The following is an 18956-nucleotide window of genomic DNA, read 5'->3' on the forward strand; positions in this document are numbered from 1 at the left end:
GCCGGACGGCGCGGCCGCGGAGGGAGGGGCCATGGCGGAGCGGGACGGCGGCGGGCCGCGGCCGCGGCGGCGGGCGCAGGGCGAACTGGAAGCCCAGGTGCTGTCCGTGCTGCGCGAGGCACCCGGACCCGCGACCGCCGGGTGGGTGCTGGACCGGCTCGACGGAGGCCTGGCGTACACCACCGTGATCACCATCCTCACCCGGCTGCACGCCAAGCAGGCCGTCACCCGGGAACGGTCCGGCCGCTCCTTCACCTGGCGGGCGGCCTCCGACGAAGCAGGGCTCGCGGCGCTGCGCATGCGCCGGGTGCTGGACGGCGAGCGGGACCGGGAAGCGGTGCTGGCCAGCTTCGTCACCGCGCTGCCGCCCGACGACGAGCGGCTGCTGCGGGAGCTCCTGGACCGGGAAGCCGACGCCCCGGACGGCCGGTGATGGGCGTCTTCGTCTTCCTGCCGCTCGTGCTGCCCCTGACGGCCTGGCCCATCGCCCGGCTGGCCGAACAGCATCTCCATCCCCGCGCGGCCACCCTGCTGCTGACCGGTGCCGCCGCCGTCCTGGCGGTGTGCAGCACGCTCTGCCTGGCCCTGCTCATGGTCGTCGGCACAGCGCAACTCCCGGGCAATCCGCTGCCGGACGGCTGGTCCGATCCGGAGGTGCGGGAGGCGGTGCCCTATGACGAGGTCCTGGGAGTCGCGGCCATTCCCGTGCTCAACACCGTGGCCGGCGGCTGCGCGCTGACGCTCTGGCGCCACCGGCGGATGCGCCGCCGCCTGTGGCGGGCCCTCGACGGGCTGCCCGGCTCGCAGGTGGCCGTCCTGCCCGACGCGACCCCGTACGCCCACGCGCTGCCCGGCGCGCGGGGCCGCATCGTGGTGTCCGCGGGCATGCTGGCCGCCCTCGAACCCCGGGAGCGCCGGGCCCTGTTCGCCCACGAACGGGTGCATCTGACGGCGCGGCACCACCGCCTGCTGCTGGCCGTCCAGTTGGCGGCCCGGGCCAACCCCTTTCTGCGGCCCCTGCGGACCGCGGTGTTCTTCGGCGCCGAGCGCTGGGCGGACGAGGAGGCGGCGCGCACCGTCGGGGACCGGCGCCTGGTGGCCCGCGCCATCGCCAGGGCCGCGCTGGTCGCGAATCCGGCGCCCGCACCGGCGTTCGCCGGATTCGCCTCTCCCGGTCCCGTGCCCCGCAGGGTCCGGGCGCTGCTGGATCCCGCCCCGCCGGCCCGGGTCTGGCCACCGGCGCGCACGACCGCCGGACTGGCCGCCTGGACCGCGGCCATGGGCACCGCGGCCTCCGCCTTCTCCTCGGCGAACGCGGCCGTGGCCCTCTTTCTCATCCTCCACGCGGCCACCCCGCTCTGAGCCGGGGCCGACCGGGGCGGGGCGGGTCCGGCGGGCCCGGGCCGCCGCGGGTGTGCCGCGGTACACCGGGGCAGGGACCGGATGCCCTGCCCCGGGGCGGGGGGTCAGCCCTCCTCGCCCTCCTCGCCTTCCTCGTCCTCGCCCTCGAAGGCGTCGCCGATCTCGTCGACGACCTCGGCGGCCACCAGGCCGCCGGCGACGCCGACCGCCAGGCCGGCCGCGCCGGCCGCGATGGCCGTGCCCATGCCCGGGCCGGAACCGTGACCGCCGTGGTGGTGGGCGCCGTGGTGGTCGTCCTTGGCCGCGGCCCCGCCTCCGTAGGGGGCGCCGGGCCCGTACTGAGCCGGGGCCGGAGACCCGTACGCTGCCCGGTGCTCGACGAGCTGCCGGACCCAGGAGTCGATCTCGGCGGCCCAGTCGCGTGAAGGGGCGTCCTCATGGCCGACGGTGTGCCGGCTCAGGGCGTCGTGGCCGCCGGAGAACAGCCCGCCGCGCTTGTCGGCCTCCAGCACGACCTCCACCCCGGCGGGACCGGCGAGGAAGGTCACCTCGATCTCGTTCACCGCGTGCGCGTACCGGGGGGCCGGGGAGAGCTCGATCTCCTGGTAGAACGGCAGTCGCTGCCCGGTGCCCCGGATATGGCCCAGCTCCAGATCGGCGGAGGTGAACCCGAAGCCGAGCTGCCCGAGCGCCTCCAGGACCGCCTCCTGGACCGGCAGCGGGCGGACGGACAGCGGATCCAGGTCGCCCTTGTCCTTCGCCCCCGCCACCGCCAGTTCGGTCCGCACCCCCAGGACCACGCCCAGCGGCTGCCCGTGGAGCTCCGTGACGGGGGTCTCCCACGGCAGCGTCACGGCGAACGGGACCGACCGCTCCTCGCCCTCGGCGAGCCGGAAGCCACCGCCCACGGTGAAGCGCTCGAAGGCGACCGCGCCCTCCCGCTCACCCTCCTCGTGCTCGGCCTCGACGCGGGCCACCAGCTCCAGCGTGATCTGCTCGATCTCGAAGTCCGCGCTCCCGCCCCGCAGATGGACGTGCCCGCGCAGGACTCCGCCGGGCGGTACGGCGCCGCCCTCCAGAACCGTGTCCACGGTCGGTCCGCCGACCCCGAGAGACCCCAGCAGCCGTTTGAACACCATCGCGGCCTTCACTCCTTCTTGTTCGTTCCTCGCCGGCGCCGCCGTGCCGCCGTCCGGCCTCCCCGGTGACGGCCCGGCGCGCGGCTCACGGTCACTTGTCCGATACGTCCAGTGCCACCAGGGCCTGGGCCCAGCGGGCGTACTTCAGCGAACCCAGGTCGGCGACCGTCTTCACGCCGAACGCCTCCTGCAGCAGCTCGCCATCGCGGTCCGAGACGCCTTTGAGGGCCGATACGGGTGCGGCCAGAACCTCGGGGAGGCTCTTGTCCGCCCACGCCTTGTCCAGCACCTTGTCCAGGTCGATCGAAGCCACCGTGTCCTCCTGACGTTCATCCGCCGGTCCGGGCACAGACGCTTGCCGCACCGCCGCCCGGGGCATGCTCCGGCCGGCGGCTGACGGGCCGTCTGTTCATCTTCTACATGCGTGTAGAAGAATAAGCCGTCCGGTGTCGCGCCGGCCGCGGAGCGGGGGTCTCGGCGGGGGAACGTCCGAAAGAAGCGGTCCCCCCCGGCCCGGTCCGGTGCGGAAGGGCCGGGGCTCCGGCGGGTACGGGGGCCGGCAGGCTCCCGGCCGGGGGCGACTTTCGGACAGACGGGGACAACCATCGGTGCGCAGAAGGGAATACACGGATGTTCGGGATCAGCGAAATCGCCCTCATCCTCATCGTCGTCGTCGTGCTGCTCGGAGCCAGGAAGCTGCCCGAGCTGGCGCGTTCGCTGGGGAAGTCGGCGCGGATCCTCAAGAGCGAGGCCAGGGCGATGAAGGCGGGCGGAGACGGGGCCGGTTCCGGCGGCGGCGCCCCGGAGGCGGCGGCTCCCCGCACCATCCGGGCCGCCTCCGGTGACGTGATCTCCCGTGCGGACGCCGGTCCGGGAAGCGGGGCCGCGCGCCCGTGAACGGGGCGGCGGTGGCCCGCGGATCGAACTGGCGGCCCCGGCGGTTCCGTTCACGTCCTCAAGGAGGCCGGCCCCGGCGGGGCCGCGAAGAGCACCGCCCGCCATGCGGTGGACGCCTCCGGCGAGACGTCGGGCGGTGTCCGGAAGCTTCGCATCCGTGACCCGGCCTCCGCGCATCCCGGCTCCTCGACTCCTGGGCCCTGCGCTTCCGAACCGCCGGGGCCCGCCCGGCGAAGCGGACCGCGGCCGGCGGGCCGCGCCGTCTCCTCCGCCCCGTCCCGCCTGCCGCGGGGTGGGGCGTGACGTGCCCGCCCCGCGCACCCGGCACAGCCGGCGCTCTCGCCGGACGCAGCACACACGGCGCACACGGCGCACGTGCTCCGCTTCCCCGGCCGCCTCCGTTCATGCCTGCTCCCACCCAGCATCAGCCCTTCGGGCGAATCTCTGGCCTTCGCTTGCGGTCGCAACTCTCGGTTGCCAAGCTGTCGCAGAATGTCAACCCGTTGGGAGGGGCACGTGTCCTTCGGTGAGCAGCCCGCGTATCTCAGGGTCGCCGGCGACCTGCGGCAGAAGATCGTCGACGGCTCCCTGGCGCCGCACACCAGACTCCCCTCCCAGGCCCGTATCCGCGCCGAATACGGCGTCTCCGACACCGTGGCCCTGGAGGCCCGCAAGGTGCTGATGGCCGAAGGGCTGGTGGAGGGCCGGTCCGGCTCGGGCACCTACGTACGGGAGCGCCTGGAGCCGCGCCGTATCGCGCGGACCGGCTACCGGCTGGCCGACGACAGCACCCCCTTCCGGCAGGAGCAGGCCGACGAGCGGGTGCGCGGCACCTGGGAGTCGCGCAGCGAGCAGGAGGCCGCGTCCCCCGAGGTCGCCCGGCGGCTCGGCGCGGAGCCGGGTGACCGGGTCATGTGCACCCGCTATCTCCACCGTGCCGAGGGGGAGCCGATGATGATCGTCACCTCCTGGGAGCCGCTGGCGCTGACCGGCCGCACCCCCGTGATGCTGCCCGAGGAGGGCCCGCTGGCCGGGCGCGGGGTGGTGGACCGGATGGCGGCGATCGACGTGGTCGTGGACAACGTCCAGGAGGAGGTCGGGGCCCGGCCCGGGCTCGCGGAGGAGACGACGCTGCTGGGCGGGCTGCCCGGGCGGGTGGTCATCGTCGTCTCCCGGACATTCTTCGCCTCGGGCCGGGCGGTGGAGACGGCCGACGTGGTGATCCCGGCGGACTGCTACCGCCTCTCGTACCACCTTCCCGTGCGGTAGCCGCCGGAGCCGCCCCCGGCCGCCGCCCGCGCCTCCGCACCTCCCCGCCTCGGCATCTCCTCGGTGGCCCGGGTGTCCGCCGGGCACTCCGGGGCCCTCGTCCCCGGTCCGCCGTGCCGTGCGCCGGGCGCGTTTTCCCGCTCGAACGAGTGGCCGGATGCGTGCCTCTTCGTGCAAACTCGTATCCGCTCCGTGAGGGCCCGGCGTAGGCTCGGGCATATGCAGACTGCTGCTTCCTCAGAGAATGGATCCCTGTGCGCGGGCTCGCGCGCCGTGGCGCGGGAGGGGCGGCGATGAGCGACAGTGGTCCCGCCCTCCCCTGGCTCGTCATACGCGAGGACGAGAACGGCAACCGCTACCGCGTCGGCAGCTACGCGACCCGTGCGGAGGCGGAGAAGGCCAAGGACCGGCTCCACCGGTCCGGGGGTGAACAGCTGTACGTGGTCGAGCGGGTGGCCCGCGGCTCGTAGAGTCCCTCCCATGACGGAGGACCTCGGATGACGCGGGACGGCGGAAACCCGCACCCGCAGACCCCGCACCCGCAGACCCCGCACCCGCCGGGGGCCCGGGTCGTCGTCGGCGGCGCCGTCCTGCGCGGCGGGCGGCTGCTCGCGGCCCGCCGCAGCGCGCCGCCCGCTCTGGCCGGCCGGTGGGAACTGCCCGGCGGCAAGGTGGAGCCGGGCGAGACGGCACCGGAGGCCCTGGTCCGGGAGCTCCGCGAGGAGCTGGGGGTGGAGATCGCCCCGCTGGCCCGGATCCCGGGTTCCTGGCCCCTCAAGCCGCCCTATGTCCTTGAGGTGTGGACGGCACGGCTGGTCTCGGGGGAGCCCCGTCCGCTGCAGGATCACGACGAGCTGCGCTGGCTGACGCCCGCCCGGGCGGACGAGGTGGACTGGCTGGACCAGGACCGCCCCGCCGTGGCGGAGGCCGTGCGGCGGCTGGCGGCGGAAGCGGGCGGGGCGTGCGCCGGGGCGGAGTGACGCGGGGGCCGGGGCGTGGGGCGGGCACGCTGCGCCGTTCGTGCCACAGCAGCCCCCATAAGGCACGGTAATGAGATATTCACACCGCGATATCGGGTAGGCGATGCTTCGGATGCTTCGGCCGGATAAGTCCGGTCGGAGTCTGCCAGCAACCCTGCTCGGGCGGTGACGCCCGGCCTCCCGTACCGGTTGGGAAGTGGTCGGCGTGAGCGACACCCCAGGGTCCCCCGAACCGGTGGTCCCGCTCTCCTTCCGCCCTGCCGGACCGGTGGCTCCCGGCACGCCGCCTCTGGAGGGGTACGTGGCCGAATGGAGCTTCCCCGCCGGACCGGAGGCGCTGCGCGACGCCCGGGCGCTGACCCGGGCCACGCTGGGGCAGTGGCGGCTGAACGCTGTGAGCGATATCACCGTACTGCTGGTCAGTGAGTTGGTGACCAACTCCCTGCGGTATGCGAGCGGCCCGATCGGAGTCCGTATGGAGCGCACCCCGAACCGTACTCTGGTGGTCGAAGTGTCCGATCCCCTGCCCGACCCGCCCCTGACGCGCATCGCCGCCCCGGAGGACGAGGGGGGCCGCGGACTGCAGCTGGTGGCCGGTGTCTCCCACCGCTGGGGTGCCCGGCAGGGCGGATCGGGGAAGACGGTGTGGTTCGAGCTGGTCCTCTCCGGTTAGGAGAGAGAAAGGATCTGATCACGTCCGATTCGGCAGTTGAAACCGTGCTGTGATCGTGAAGGCCGTGTTCCGGATGGTGTTGGTGCTGGATACTCGGCCCATGCCGGTCCGGGCAAGGTGAGCTGGAGGGGACGGGCGCGTGAGCGATATACCAGCGGGGCCGGGGTCGGCCGGCGAGGGAACCGGTGTGCCCACGTGGCAGGGGCACCCGCCCGGCTCGATCTACGACTACATCGGCGTGGCCTCCTTCTCGCTGGGACCGGACGGCCGGATCACGCAATGGAGCGACCGGGCCGCGGAACAGCTCGGCATCCCCGCTCGCGACGCCCTCGGCAAGGACCCGGTCGACGCCTTCCTCCGACCCGATCTGCGGGACCGGGGACACCGCCGGATGGCCGACATCATGGACGGCCGCGAGTGGGTCGGCCTGGTGCCCTACCGGTCCGCCGGCACGTCCGGAGCGCATGGCCTCGCCGAGGTCTATGTGATGCCGGCCGACAACGAGAAGGGCGAACGCGGCGCCGTCTGCATCGTCGTGGACGTCCGCGCCCTCCGCGGGATCGAGACCGACCTGGCCGTTTCGGAGGCGGTTTTCGGCCAATCTCCGATGGGCTTCATGCTGTTCGGCACGGACCTCCGGCTCATGCGGGTGAACGAGCGCTTCGCCACCGTCTTCGGCGGCACCCCCGAGTCGCACCGCGGCTGCGTCCCGGCCGACTACCTGCCCCCCGGCGAGGCCGACCGGCTGGAGAACGCCGTCCGCAAGGTGCTGGAGACCGGCAGCCCCGTCACCGACCTCCAACTCCTCGGCTCCATACGGGGCGACGAGGAGCAGCACCGCTGGACCGTCAACCTCTACCGGCTGCACAACGCGGCCGGCCGCCCCATCGGTGTGGCCGGTCTCGGCACCGACGTCACCCGGCGCCGGAACGCCGAACGCGAAGCCGCCAGTGCCCGGCGCAACCTGGCCCTGCTGAACGCCGCCGGTGCCCGGATCGGCAACTCCCTCGACCTGGAGACCACGTCGCGGGAACTGCTCGCGGTGGCCGTGCCGCAGTTCTGCGACATCGCCTCCGTCGACCTCTTCCAGGGACTCCTCAGCCGGGACGAGGCCCCGTTCTCCGCGCGGGTGGATCGTGAGCCGGCGCCCGGGCTGGCCGACGGCAGCGCCGAGATGCGCCGGGTCGCCTTCGCCAGCGCCGTCTCCGGCGCCCCACTGCCGCTGCCCGAGCCGGGCGGTGAGGAGGGGTCCCGGAGCGCGAGCGCCCCGGTGAAGGTGGGCGCCGTGCACCGGTACCCCTTCGACTCCTCGCTCGCCGACGCCCTGCGCACCGGCCGCACGCACGTCATCCCCGGATGGGGCAGCGACGACCGGCCCGACCTGGCCGCGATCGTGCAGTCCACCCTGGCCGTGCCGATGATCGCGCACGACACGGTGGTGGGGCTCGTCCGCTTCTCCCGGGTGAAGGGCAGTGAGCCCTTCGGCGAGCGCGATCTGGGCCTGGCCGCCGAACTCGCCTCCCGCGCCGCCGTCTTCATCGACAACGCCCGCCTCTACCGCCGGGAGCACGAGCGGGCGCTGATCCTCCAGCGCAGCCTGCTGCCGCCGGGCGACCCGGAGGCAGCCGGCCTCGACATCGCCTGCCGCTATCTGCCCGGTACCACCGCCACCGAGGTCGGTGGCGACTGGTTCGACGTCATCGAACTGCCCGGCCACCGCACGGCGCTGGTCGTCGGCGACGTCATGGGCCGCGGCCTGCGCGCCGCCGTCGCCATGGGCGAACTGCGCACCGCGGTCCGCACCCTGGCCATGCTCGACCTGGAACCGGCCGAGGTCCTCTCCCATCTGGACGAGATCGCCCGCGGCCTGGCCGCGCCCGCCGGCGCGCACGGCGCCCACGCCGCCCAGAGCGGATCACGCTCGGCCGCCCGGAGCGGCCGCGAGACCGACGACCTCTCCGAGATCTACCTCGCCACCTGCGTCTACGCGGTCTACGACCCGGTCACCCGGCGCTGCATCTTCGCCAACGCCGGTCATCTGCCGCCCGTCCTGGTGGAGCCCGGCGAATCCGCGCTCATGATGGAGGTCCCCACCGGGATGCCGCTCGGCGTCGGGGGAGAGCCCTTCGAGGAGGTCGAGGTGGAACTCCCCGACGGTGCGCTGCTGGCCCTCTACACCGACGGTCTCGTCGAATCGCGCGAGCACCCGCTGGAGGAGGGACTGCAGGCGTTCCGCGCCGCCCTGAACAACCAGGGCCGGCCCCTGGAGGACGTGGCCGACCATGTGCTGAACACCCTGCACACCCAGCACGGCGAGGACGACACCGCCCTGCTGATGGCGCGGGTGCAGGGCCTGCCGGCGGAGTCCGTCGGCGACTGGACGCTGCTGCGCGAACCGCAGTCCGTCTCCCGGGCCCGGGAACTGGCCCGGGACCAGGTGGTGGCCTGGGGCCTGGAGGACCTCGTCGACACCACCGAGCTGCTGGTCAGTGAACTGGTCACCAATGCCCTGCGGTACGGCGAGGGAGAGATCCGGCTCCGGCTGCTGCTGGACCGCACCCTGGTCTGCGAGGTGTGGGACGGCGGCCTGGTCCAGCCCCGGCGCCGCCGCGCCCGTGACACCGACGAGGGCGGCCGCGGCCTGCAGCTCGTCGGGCTGCTCAGCAGCGGCTGGGGCAGCCGGCGCACCCCGCGCGGCAAGACCGTCTGGTTCGAACTGGCCCTGCCGGACGGGGAGTCCACGGGCGCGGACCCGGTCGAGGCGCTGCTCAGCCTCTACTGACTCCCCGGACCGTCCGGCCCCGCCGCGGGGATCAGGCCCCGCGGCGGCGGATCTTCGAGCCCAGCCAGACCAGCGGATCGTAACGGCGGTCGGCCACCCGCTCCTTCATCGGGATCAGCGCGTTGTCGGTGATCCCGATGCCCTCCGGGCAGACCTCCGTGCAGCACTTGGTGATGTTGCAGTAGCCGAGGCCGTGCTCCTCCTGTGCCGTGGTCTTCCGGTCGAGGCCGGTCTCCGCGGCGGCGTCCAGCGGGTGCATGTCCAGCTCGGCGACGCGCATCAGGAAACGCGGCCCGGAGAAGGCCGCCTTGTTCTCCTCGTGGTCCCGCACCACATGGCAGACGTCCTGGCAGAGGAAGCACTCGATGCACTTCCGGAACTCCTGCGAGCGGTTGACGTCCTCCTGCCGCATCCGGTACTCGCCGGGCGCCAGCCCGGGCGGCGGCACGAACGCGGGCACCTCGCGGGCCTTGGCGTAGTTGAACGACACGTCGGTCACCAGGTCGCGCAGCACGGGGAAGGCGCGCAGCGGGGTGACCGTGACGGGCGCGGTCAGGTCCAGGACCGACATGCGGGTCATGCAGAGCAGCCGCGGACGGCCGTTGATCTCGGCACTGCACGAACCGCACTTGCCCGCCTTGCAGTTCCAGCGGACCGCGAGGTCCGGCGCCCGGGTCGCCTGGAGGCGGTGGATGGCGTCGAGGACGACCTCGCCCTCGCCCACCTCGACGTCGAAGTCCGCCAGGCCGCCGCCCTCGGCGTCACCTCGCCAGACCCTGAAGTGAACGGTGTGGGTCACTGGAAAAGCTCCTCGTCGGCCAGGTACTTGCCCAGTTCGTCCTTCTCGAAGAGGGCCAGCAGGTCACTGCGGATGGGCGGGGTGGTGACACGGGTGAGCTCGATCCGGCCGCGGGAGACGGAGGCGTCCGCCGCCGGGCCGTCCGCCGCCGGGCCGTCCTCCTCCGGGGCCGGCGAGCACAGCAGGCTGATCCGCCGCCAGGCGCGGTCCATGTCCGGATGGTCCTCGCGGGTGTGGCCGCCGCGGCTCTCCTCGCGCTCCAGCGCGGCGCGGGCCACGCACTCGCTGACCAGCAGCATGTTCCGCAGGTCCAGGGCGAGATGCCAGCCGGGATTGAACTGCCGGTGGCCCTCCACCACCACGCGCCCGGCGCGGGCCCGCAGCCGGCCGAGACGCTCCAGGGCCTCGGCCATCTCGCCGCCGCGCCGGATGATGCCGACGAGGTCGTTCATCGTCTGCTGAAGCTCCTGATGGAGCGTGTACGGGTTCTCGGCGCCGGCACCGCCGCCCGCACCGTCCGCGGCGTCCGCACCGTCCTCCGCCGCCCCGAACGGGCGGAGCGCCTCGGCGACGGCCGCCTCGACGGCGGCCTCGCGCACCGCGGGGGGCTCACCGGCCGCCGCCAGGGCGTACTCCGCGGCGTGCAGCCCGGCGCGGCGGCCGAACACCAGCAGATCGGACAGGGAATTGCCGCCCAGCCGGTTGGAGCCGTGCATACCGCCCGCGACCTCGCCCGCCGCGTACAGCCCGGTCACCCCCCGGGCCTGCGCGGTGTCCGGCTCCACCCGGACACCGCCCATCACGTAGTGGCAGGTGGGGCCCACCTCCATCGGCTCGGCCGTGATGTCGACGTCCGCCAGTTCCTTGAACTGGTGGTACATCGACGGCAGCCGGCGGCGGATCGTCTCGGCCGGGATGCGGGTGGCGACGTCGAGGAAGACCCCGCCGTGCGGGGAGCCGCGCCCGGCCTTGACCTCGGCGTTGATGGCGCGGGCCACCTCGTCGCGGGGGAGCAGCTCGGGCGGGCGGCGGTTGTGGTCCGGGTCCTCGTACCAGCGGTCGGCCTCCGTCTCCGTCCGCGCGTACTTCTCCTTGAAGACGTCGGGGACGTAGTCGAACATGAACCGCTTGCCGTCGCTGTTGCGCAGCACGCCGCCGTCGCCGCGGACGGACTCGGTGACGAGGATCCCCTTCACGGACGGCGGCCAGACCATGCCCGTGGGATGGAACTGGACGAACTCCATATTGGTCAGCCGGGCGCCCGCGAGCAGGGCCAGCGCATGCCCGTCACCCGTGTACTCCCAGGAGTTGGAGGTCACCTTGAAGGACTTGCCGATGCCGCCGGTCGCCAGCACCACGGCGGGCGCCCGGAGGACGAAGAACCGGCCGGACTCGCGCTCGTAGCCGAACACCCCGCGGACTTGGCCGCCGTCCCCCTCGCCGTCCGTGATAACGCGGGTGACGGTGCACTCCTGGAAGACCTTCAGCCGGGCCTCGTAATCCCCGTGCTCCCGGAAGTCCTCCTGCTGCAGCGAGACGATCTTCTGCTGGAGGGTGCGGATCAGCTCCAGGCCCGTGCGGTCGCCGACGTGGGCGAGCCGCGGGTACTCGTGGCCGCCGAAGTTGCGCTGCGAGATGCGGCCGTCGGCGGTGCGGTCGAAGAGCGCGCCCCAGGTCTCCAGCTCCCACACCCGGTCCGGGGCCTCCCGGGCGTGCAGCTCGGCCATCCGCCAGTCGTTGAGGAACTTGCCGCCGCGCATCGTGTCGCGGAAGTGGACCTGCCAGTTGTCGCCCTCGTTGACATTGCCCATGCTGGCCGCGATACCGCCCTCGGCCATCACCGTGTGGGCCTTGCCGAACAGGGACTTGCAGATGACCGCGGTGCGCGCGCCCCGCTCGCGGGCCTCGATGGCGGCGCGCAGCCCGGCGCCGCCGGCGCCGACCACGACCACGTCCCAGGCCTGCTGTTCCGGTTGGGTCATCGTTGTCCTATCGCTCGGGGTGCTGTCGTCCTTCTCGTCACTCCGGGAACACCCCGGGGGCCCGGGGACTCCCGCCCTCCGCTCAGAACAGCCTCGGATCGTCGAAGACCCCGGTGGCCAGCAGATAGACGTAGAGATCGGCGAGGGCGACGCTGATCAGCGAGGCCCAGGCCAGCTGTGCGTGGCGGGCGTTCAGCCGGCTCACCCAGCCCCAGAGGCGGTAGCGCACCGGATGGCGGGAGAAGTGCTTGAGCCGGCCGCCGATGATGTGCCGGCAGGAGTGGCAGGAGACGGTGTAGAGCCAGATCAGCGCGATGTTGACCAGCATGATCACGGTGCCGAGACCCATGTGGCCCCAGGCGTAGTCCTCGTCCCGGAAGGCGAGCACCGTGTCGTAGGTCAGGATCAGGGCCACCGGCAGCGCCGCGTAGAAGAAGTAGCGGTGGATGTTCTGCAGGATCAGCGGGAACCGGGTCTCGCCGCGGTATGTGCCGTGCGGTTCGGCGACCGCGCAGGCCGGGGGAGCGGCCCAGAAGCCCCGGTAATAGGCCTTGCGGTAGTAGTAGCAGGTCAGCCGGAAGCCGAGCGGGAACACCAGGATGATCAGCGCCGGGGAGAGGCCCCACCACTCCCCGAACAGCGGCCAGTTGGGGCCCGCCTTCATGGGCTCGCAGTTCTCCGCCAGACAGGGCGAGTAGAACGGCGAGACGTACGGGGCGGCGTAGTAGTCGGCGTTCGCGAAGGCGCGCCAGGTCGAGTAGACGACGAAGGCGAGCAGCCCGGCCGCGGTCGTGGCGGGCGCCAGCCACCAGCGGTCGGTCCGCAGATGGCGGGCGCCGATGGCGGCGCGCGCCGGGGAATCCACGCCCCGGCGCACGCCGCCGGGGGCTGTGCCGTGGCCGGGGCCGGTGCTGCCGCCGGTCTCTCCGGCGGTCGAGGAGTCGGTGCCAGTGGCCAAGAGGGGCTCCGGTGTCGGACGGATGGGGCGGCGGGGCCTGCGTGCGTCGCGCGGCCCGCGGGGGGCTCGGGCCCCCGGCGAGGGAGGAATCCGGGGGCGAGGGGGCCGGGGGCGGAAGGCGGCCCGGGCGCCGGAGGCCCGGTGACCGTGGTGGCCGCGGCGCTGACCGCGGCCGGACGCCCGCGGCGCTGACCGGGACCGGACGCCCGCGGCCTGGACGGCTGCCGGGCCGGCCTGCCGTCAGGGCCCCTGCCCGTGACGGGCCCCGAGCCCCTCGTCCTCGGCGTCCGCCCACAGGGCCGTGTTGTACGGAGTGTCCGGGATGACGATCACGTCCTGCCCGGGCTCCCGTGGAAGTGCGGCCGGGGCCGCCTCCCTGAGCAGCGCGAGGCTCTCGCGCAGATGCTCGGTGTCCGAGCGCACCCGGCGGATGTCGGGACCTCCGCCGACCTGGCGCTCCAGACGGCCGACCGTCCGGCCCAGCTCGTCGAGACAGCGCTGCGCGGCTCGCAGATCGTCGTGCAGGGACATAACTCGCCCTCACCTCCGCGGTGTTGCGGTGTGCGACACCCGGAGAGTGTCGCGCGTCACACGCGCGCTTGTGAAGACGGCAGCGGCGAATCGCGCTCCGCGTCACCCGCCACCGGCGGCATCCCCGAACCCCCGTCCGCCCGCCCCGCGTACGTACGGCACCGATTCCCCTCCCCTCATCGGAGGCGGTCCCACGGGCCCCGGTCGCGCGGCCGGCTCATACGCCGCCGAGACGGAGAGGACCGGCGTGTGCCGCACCGGCGCCCGGAGACCGGGCACCAAGCCGGCGGAGTCATCTCGCCGCGGGGCGGCGGGTGGCCGTGGGCGGGCGGCACCGGCGCGCAGCGCGGGGGGCAGCGGTGCCGCAGCCGGGCACGGCGGCGGCGCGCGGGGAGGCGCAGAAGCGTCTCGCCGCGGGGCAGCGGGTGGCCGTGGGTGGGCTGCGCCCGCGCGCAGCGCGGGAAACGGCGCCGCAGCCGGGCACGGGCGGTCGGGACACGAGGCCGGCGGAGTCATCTCGCCGCGGGGCAACGGGTGGCCGTGGGTGGGCTGCGCCCGCGCGTAGCGCGGGGAAACGGCGCCGCACCGGAACGCGTGCAGAACCCCGCCGGAGGCGAAAGGTCACAGAACCCCGCCGGAGGCGAACGCGTGCAGAACCCCGCCGGAGGCGAACGCGTGCAGAACCCCGCCGGAGGCGACCCGGCCGGAGGCGATGCGTCACCCGCAGGGGTGGCATCCCCGGCCGCCGGCCGTATCCGTCGTGCCCCGGCCCCGGGCCTCCCCTTCAGTGGTGAGGAGAGACGCGCGCGAGCCCGGAGGTACAGCATGTCCAGCACCGGTGCAGACGATCCCCGCCCCGCCCCGGCCCACGCGGGCCCCGCCCCGGCCCACGCGGGCCCCGGCACCGGACCGGCCGCGGGCATCGGCACCGGCACCGGCACCGGCACCGGGCCTGCCTCCGGCACCGGGCCTGCCTCCGGCGCCCGTCCCGGCCCGGCCCACGCGGACACCGCGGGCATCCGCACCGGGCCTGCCTCCGGCGCCCGTCCCGGCCCGGCCCACGCGGACACCGCGGGCATCCGCACCGGGCCTGCCACCGGCGCCCGTCCCGGCCCGGCCCACGCGGACACCGCGGGCATCCGCACCGGCCCTGCCGCCGGCGCCCGTCCCGGCACGCCCCGTCCGGGCCACGGCACGTCCCGCCGGGGCCACGGCCCGTCCCGTCCGGGCCGGGGAACCGCCGGATCCGGCTCGGGCGCCCCGCGCGGCCGCGCCCACCGCAGCACCGCGCTGCTGCTGGCCGGAGCCCTGCTGGCCGGCCTGGCCGGTCTCACCGCCTGCGGGGGCGATGACGACGAGGCGTCCGCGCCCACGGCCGGGCCCGACATCGCCGCCACCCCCCGCGACCGGATCCGGGACGGGGGCACCGTCCGGTGGGCCGTCGACTCGGCGCCCGCCACGCTCAACGTCTTCCAGGCCGACTCCGACAGCACCACCGACCGCATCGCCGGGGCCGTGCTGCCGGCGCTCTTCACGCTCGACAGCGCGGGCCGTCCGCAGCGCAACCCGGACTATCTCCGCTCGGCGGAGGTCGTCCGGCACGAGCCGGCGCAGGTGGTCGTCTACCGGCTGAATCCCAAGGCGGTCTGGAGCGACGGCCGCCCCCTGGGCGTGGCGGACTTCCGGGCCCAGTGGCAGGCGCTGAACGGCCGCAACCGTGCCTACTGGACGGCGCGGAACGCCGGCTACGACCGCGTGGCCCGGGAGCTGTCGATCCGGGCCGGGACGCCCATGAGATCCGGGTGACCTTCGGCACGCCGTACGCCGACTGGCGTTCCCTCTTCACCCCGCTCTACCCCAAGTCGGCGACGGGTGGGGCCGACGCCTTCAACGACGTCACCCGCCGGACCCTCAAGGCCACCGCGGGCCCCTTCACCCTGCGCGCCCGCGACGCCCGCAAGCGCTCCGTCACCCTCGTCCGCGACCCCCGGTGGTGGGGCGACCGTGCCAAGCTCGACCGGCTGGTCCTGACGGCCGTGCCCCGCGAGCGGCGGGTGACCGCGCTGGCCGGGGGGAAGCTCGACATCGCCGGGATCGGCCGGCCGGAAGTGGAGGACATCCACACCGCCGCCCGGCGGCGCGGCGCGGCATCGGCCGCGCTCCGGCGGATCGACGTCCGCCGCTCCCTGGCCCCCGCCTATACGCAGCTCGCGCTGAACGGCGCCGGGGGGCCGCTGGCGGACGAGCGGGTACGCCGCGCCGTGGCCCGCGCCATCGACCGCTCGGCGCTCGCCGAGTCGGTGCTGAAACCGTTGGAGCTCCCGGCCGCCCCGCCCGGCAGTCATCTGCGCCTGGCCGGCCAGCCCGGGTACCAGGACAACAGCGCGGCCCTCGGCGGGAAGGATCCCGCGGCGGCCCAGGCCATGCTCGCGGACGCGGGCTGGCGGACGATCACGGCGGAGCCCGGGACCGGGGACGCCGACAGCGAGGACGCCGGAAACCGGGAGGACGGCGCCGACGGGGAGACCGGCGAGAAGGCGGCGGAGCAGGGCGGGAAGGCGCGGAAGCGGGCTCTGCCGGGCAACGCCCATGTGCTGCACAAGGACGGCGTACCGCTCACGCTGGAGTTCGTCCTTCCCAAGGGGCGGGGTGCCGAGCAGCTCCGGGCCGTCGCGGAGCGGATCGCGCAGATGCTGACCGCGGTCGGCATCCGGGCGGAGATCGAGGAGGTGGCGGGGGAGAAGTTCTTCCGGGAGCACGTGGCGTCCGGGGACTTCGACCTCGCCCTCTACTCCTGGCCGGCCACGGCCTTTCCGGCGACCGACGCCCGGCCGGTCTTCGCCAAGCCGCGGCCCGCGCCGGACGGCTCGCTCACCGTCCAGCAGAACTACACGGGTGTCGGAACCGACCGCATCGACCAGCTTTTCGAGCAGGCGGCCGAGGAACTGGACGAGTCGGTGGCCCGGGAGCTGATGAACCGGGCCGACGCCCGGATCTGGGCGGCCGCCGGGGCGATCCCGCTCTACCAGCGGCCGGAGCTGGTGGCCGTACGGCCCGGGGTGGTCAACGCCGGGGCCTTCGGGTTCGCGACGCCGCGGTACCAGGACGTGGGCTTCCGCCGCTGAGCCGCCCCCCGCGATCCGCCCGGGGCCCCCGCGATCCGCCCGGGCGGCCGATGAGCCCCGGGCGCGCCGGGGCCCGTACGATGGAGTGAGGCCGAGGCATGTTCCAGCCCGGCGGGCGCGCGTGCCGGACCGTACGCGCCGCCATCCACGATTCCGGGAGTGCCCCGCAGTATGCCCACGCGCCACGACATCCGTAACGTAGCCATCGTCGCCCACGTCGACCACGGCAAGACGACCCTCGTCGACGCCATGCTCAAGCAGGCCGGCGCCTTCGCCGCGCACGCCGCCGAGAACCTCGACGAGCGCATGATGGACTCGAACGACCTCGAGCGCGAGAAGGGCATCACCATTCTCGCCAAGAACACCGCGGTCAAGTACCACCCGTCGGCCGGCGGCGGCCCCGTCACCATCAACATCATCGACACCCCCGGTCACGCCGACTTCGGCGGCGAGGTCGAGCGCGGTCTGTCGATGGTCGACGCCGTGGTCCTGCTGGTGGACGCCTCCGAGGGCCCGCTGCCGCAGACCCGCTTCGTGCTCCGCAAGGCGCTGCAGGCCAAGCTGCCGGTGATCCTCTGCATCAACAAGACGGACCGCCCGGACGCCCGCATCGCCGAGGTCGTCGACGAGACGTACGACCTCTTCCTCGACCTGGACGCGACCGAGGAGCAGATCGAGTTCCCCATCGTCTACGCCTGCGCCCGCGACGGCATCGCTTCGCTGACCAAGCCGGAGGACGGCACCGTCCCGGCCGACAGCAAGAACCTGGAGCCGTTCTTCACCACGCTCCTGGAGACCGTCCCGGCCCCGGAGTACGACGCGAGCGCCCCGCTCCAGGCCCATGTCACCAACCTGGACGCGGACAACTTCCTCGGCCGCATCGCGCTGCTCCGCGTCGAGCAGGGCGAGCTGAAGAAGGGCCAGACCGTCGCGTGGATCAAGCGCGACGGCTCCGTCTCCAACGTCCGGATCACCGAGCTGATGATGACCGAGGCGCTGACCCGCAAGCCGGCCGAGAAGGCGGGGCCGGGTGACATCTGCGCGGTCGCCGGCATCCCGGACATCATGATCGGCGAGACGCTGGCCGACCCGGAGAACCCGGTGGCCCTGCCGCTCATCACGGTCGACGAGCCGGCCATCTCGATGACGATCGGCACCAACACCTCCCCGCTGGTCGGCAAGGGCGGCAAGGGCCACAAGGTCACCGCCCGCCTCGTCAAGGACCGGCTGGAGCGCGAGCTGATCGGTAACGTCAGCCTCCGGGTGCTGCCCACCGAGCGTCCCGACGCCTGGGAGGTGCAGGGCCGCGGGGAGCTGGCGCTGGCCATCCTCGTCGAGACGATGCGCCGGGAGGGCTTCGAACTGACCGTCGGCAAGCCCGAGGTGGTCACCAAGGAGATCGACGGCAAGGTCCACGAGCCGATCGAGCGGATGACCATCGACTCCCCCGAGGAGCACCTGGGCGCCATCACCCAGCTCATGGCCGCGCGCAAGGGCCGGATGGAGACGATGACCAACCACGGCTCCGGCTGGATCCGGATGGAGTGGATCGTGCCCAGCCGCGGCCTGATCGGTTTCCGGACGGAGTTCCTGACCCAGACCCGCGGCACGGGCATCGCGCACTCGATCTTCGAGGGCCACGAGCCGTGGTTCGGCGAGCTGCGCACCCGGAACAACGGCTCCCTGGTGGCCGACCGCTCCGGTGTGGTCACCGCCTTCGCGATGACGAACCTCCAGGAGCGCGGTGTGCTGTTCGTGTCGCCGGGCACCGAGGTCTACGAGGGCATGATCGTCGGTGAGAACTCCCGCTCGGACGACATGGACGTCAACATCACCAAGGAGAAGAAGCTCACCAACATGCGGTCGTCCACGGCCGATGTGACGGAGTCCCTGGTCCCGCCGCGGCTGCTCTCCCTGGAGCAGTCCCTGGAGTTCTGCCGGGACGACGAGTGCATCGAGGTGACCCCGGAGACGGTGCGTATCCGCAAGGTCGTCCTCGACCAGAAGGAGCGGGCCCGCGCGGCCTCCCGCGCCAAGCGCTGAGCCGGCGGCTGCGGGGCCCCGGCGCCGCGCGGCCCTTCCGGCCGGTCCGGGGGCGTCCTTCGGGGCGCCCCCGGGGGCGTTCGCGGGCGGTGTCCGCGGCGGCGTCCACCGCGGCCGCCGGCCGGATGGCTGGTTCTCGCCGGTTTCCGGTGGGCTACGCGTGGGTAATCGACGCCCGGCAGCCCTGTTGGAGAGGGCGCCGGAGAGGGTGCCGAGCGGGTCGTGCGCCGGGCCTTGTTGATCTCCGTTGTCAATCTGTTTTCCCTCGGATCACGTTCGACTATCGGTCCCCGTCATCCGGTACATGAGTCAACAGTCCGTTTCATGCCTGTCTGTATGGGCTTAGTTTGCCCGGATTTCGGCCATCCGGCCTGGTTGATGTGACCAAACCGAGATCCCTGACGTGTGGTTTCAAG

15 protein-coding genes and 1 pseudogene are annotated in these 18956 nt (G+C 73.7%); 10 read left to right on the forward strand and 6 right to left on the reverse strand.

All coding sequences use genetic code 11. The features are described from left to right. The first annotated feature begins 31 nt into the window (after positions 1 to 31). The gene (locus tag KBZ10_RS04485) at positions 32 to 433 is read left to right on the forward strand and encodes a BlaI/MecI/CopY family transcriptional regulator (RefSeq protein ID WP_210986173.1); all 402 of its coding nucleotides are present in this window, start codon (positions 32 to 34) and stop codon (positions 431 to 433) included. Further along, entirely contained in the window at positions 433 to 1362 is a 930-nt protein-coding gene (locus KBZ10_RS04490) for a M56 family metallopeptidase (protein WP_210986174.1), read from the forward strand. The genes KBZ10_RS04485 and KBZ10_RS04490 overlap by 1 nt, the downstream gene beginning before the upstream one ends. A gap of 104 nt (positions 1363 to 1466) precedes the next feature. Here the strand turns inward: KBZ10_RS04490 and KBZ10_RS04495 are convergent, their stop codons facing one another. Both KBZ10_RS04495 and KBZ10_RS04500 read right to left on the reverse strand, forming a co-directional pair. Continuing rightward, on the reverse strand, positions 1467 to 2501 hold the full coding sequence (locus KBZ10_RS04495; RefSeq protein WP_210986175.1) for a sporulation protein: 1035 nt from the start codon (positions 2499 to 2501) through the stop codon (positions 1467 to 1469). Between the two features lie 91 nt (positions 2502 to 2592). Further along, positions 2593 to 2814: a hypothetical protein gene (locus KBZ10_RS04500; RefSeq protein ID WP_210986176.1), complete on the reverse strand. Its 222-nt coding sequence runs from the start codon at positions 2812 to 2814 to the stop codon at positions 2593 to 2595. A gap of 317 nt (positions 2815 to 3131) precedes the next feature. On the opposite strand from KBZ10_RS04500, the gene KBZ10_RS04505 reads away from it, so the two are divergent. From KBZ10_RS04505 to KBZ10_RS04530, 6 genes are all read left to right on the forward strand, one after another. After that, positions 3132 to 3398, forward strand: coding sequence for a twin-arginine translocase TatA/TatE family subunit (locus tag KBZ10_RS04505; RefSeq protein WP_210986177.1), 267 nt, complete (start codon positions 3132 to 3134; stop codon positions 3396 to 3398). Between the two features lie 516 nt (positions 3399 to 3914). Continuing rightward, the gene (locus KBZ10_RS04510; RefSeq protein WP_210986424.1) at positions 3915 to 4667 is read left to right on the forward strand and encodes a GntR family transcriptional regulator; all 753 of its coding nucleotides are present in this window, start codon (positions 3915 to 3917) and stop codon (positions 4665 to 4667) included. A gap of 293 nt (positions 4668 to 4960) precedes the next feature. Further along, on the forward strand, positions 4961 to 5137 hold the full coding sequence (locus KBZ10_RS04515; protein ID WP_210986178.1) for an SPOR domain-containing protein: 177 nt from the start codon (positions 4961 to 4963) through the stop codon (positions 5135 to 5137). A 27-nt stretch (positions 5138 to 5164) separates the two neighbouring features. After that, on the forward strand, positions 5165 to 5647 hold the full coding sequence (locus KBZ10_RS04520; RefSeq protein ID WP_210986179.1) for a (deoxy)nucleoside triphosphate pyrophosphohydrolase: 483 nt from the start codon (positions 5165 to 5167) through the stop codon (positions 5645 to 5647). A 196-nt stretch (positions 5648 to 5843) separates the two neighbouring features. Then, positions 5844 to 6320 carry an ATP-binding protein gene (locus KBZ10_RS04525; RefSeq protein ID WP_210986180.1) on the forward strand — a complete coding sequence of 159 codons (477 nt, stop codon included), beginning with the start codon at positions 5844 to 5846 and terminating at the stop codon, positions 6318 to 6320. Positions 6321 to 6459: 139 nt separating this feature from the next. Continuing rightward, the gene (locus tag KBZ10_RS04530) at positions 6460 to 9102 is read left to right on the forward strand and encodes a SpoIIE family protein phosphatase (RefSeq protein ID WP_374223301.1); all 2643 of its coding nucleotides are present in this window, start codon (positions 6460 to 6462) and stop codon (positions 9100 to 9102) included. A gap of 31 nt (positions 9103 to 9133) precedes the next feature. Here KBZ10_RS04530 and KBZ10_RS04535 read toward each other — a convergent pair whose 3' ends face one another. The 4 genes from KBZ10_RS04535 to KBZ10_RS04550 form a co-directional block, all read right to left on the reverse strand. Further along, the gene (locus tag KBZ10_RS04535; RefSeq protein ID WP_210986181.1) at positions 9134 to 9901 is read right to left on the reverse strand and encodes a succinate dehydrogenase/fumarate reductase iron-sulfur subunit; all 768 of its coding nucleotides are present in this window, start codon (positions 9899 to 9901) and stop codon (positions 9134 to 9136) included. Then, positions 9898 to 11883: a fumarate reductase/succinate dehydrogenase flavoprotein subunit gene (locus KBZ10_RS04540; protein WP_210986182.1), complete on the reverse strand. Its 1986-nt coding sequence runs from the start codon at positions 11881 to 11883 to the stop codon at positions 9898 to 9900. The genes KBZ10_RS04535 and KBZ10_RS04540 overlap by 4 nt, the downstream gene beginning before the upstream one ends. A gap of 82 nt (positions 11884 to 11965) precedes the next feature. Next, positions 11966 to 12841, reverse strand: coding sequence for a hypothetical protein (locus KBZ10_RS04545; RefSeq protein ID WP_247701814.1), 876 nt, complete (start codon positions 12839 to 12841; stop codon positions 11966 to 11968). A gap of 240 nt (positions 12842 to 13081) precedes the next feature. Next, complete coding sequence (locus KBZ10_RS04550) at positions 13082 to 13372, reverse strand: hypothetical protein (RefSeq protein WP_210986183.1); 291 nt, start codon at positions 13370 to 13372, stop codon at positions 13082 to 13084. Between the two features lie 1290 nt (positions 13373 to 14662). Between KBZ10_RS04550 and KBZ10_RS04555 the strand changes: the two are divergent. Next, positions 14663 to 16497, forward strand: a pseudogene (locus KBZ10_RS04555) (ABC transporter family substrate-binding protein). Positions 16498 to 16668: 171 nt separating this feature from the next. Further along, entirely contained in the window at positions 16669 to 18540 is a 1872-nt protein-coding gene (typA, locus tag KBZ10_RS04560; RefSeq protein WP_210986184.1) for a translational GTPase TypA, read from the forward strand. Positions 18541 to 18956 lie beyond the last annotated feature (416 nt).

It is taken from the genome of Streptomyces sp. F63 (assembly GCF_018070345.1).
Lineage (GTDB): Bacteria > Actinomycetota > Actinomycetes > Streptomycetales > Streptomycetaceae > Streptomyces.

What these genes read in the sequence shown, in the direction of transcription:
- KBZ10_RS04485 (WP_210986173.1), top strand. Translation starts at nt 32, where the DNA reads ATGGCGGAGCGGGACGGCGGCGGGCCGCGGCCGCGGCGGCGGGCGCAG.
- KBZ10_RS04490 (WP_210986174.1), top strand. Translation starts at nt 433, where the DNA reads ATGGGCGTCTTCGTCTTCCTGCCGCTCGTGCTGCCCCTGACGGCCTGG.
- KBZ10_RS04495 (WP_210986175.1), bottom strand. Translation starts at nt 2,501, where the DNA reads ATGGTGTTCAAACGGCTGCTGGGGTCTCTCGGGGTCGGCGGACCGACC.
- KBZ10_RS04505 (WP_210986177.1), top strand. Translation starts at nt 3,132, where the DNA reads ATGTTCGGGATCAGCGAAATCGCCCTCATCCTCATCGTCGTCGTCGTG.
- KBZ10_RS04515 (WP_210986178.1), top strand. Translation starts at nt 4,961, where the DNA reads ATGAGCGACAGTGGTCCCGCCCTCCCCTGGCTCGTCATACGCGAGGAC.
- KBZ10_RS04520 (WP_210986179.1), top strand. Translation starts at nt 5,165, where the DNA reads ATGACGCGGGACGGCGGAAACCCGCACCCGCAGACCCCGCACCCGCAG.
- KBZ10_RS04540 (WP_210986182.1), bottom strand. Translation starts at nt 11,883, where the DNA reads ATGACCCAACCGGAACAGCAGGCCTGGGACGTGGTCGTGGTCGGCGCC.
- KBZ10_RS04550 (WP_210986183.1), bottom strand. Translation starts at nt 13,372, where the DNA reads ATGTCCCTGCACGACGATCTGCGAGCCGCGCAGCGCTGTCTCGACGAG.
- typA (WP_210986184.1), top strand. Translation starts at nt 16,669, where the DNA reads ATGCCCACGCGCCACGACATCCGTAACGTAGCCATCGTCGCCCACGTC.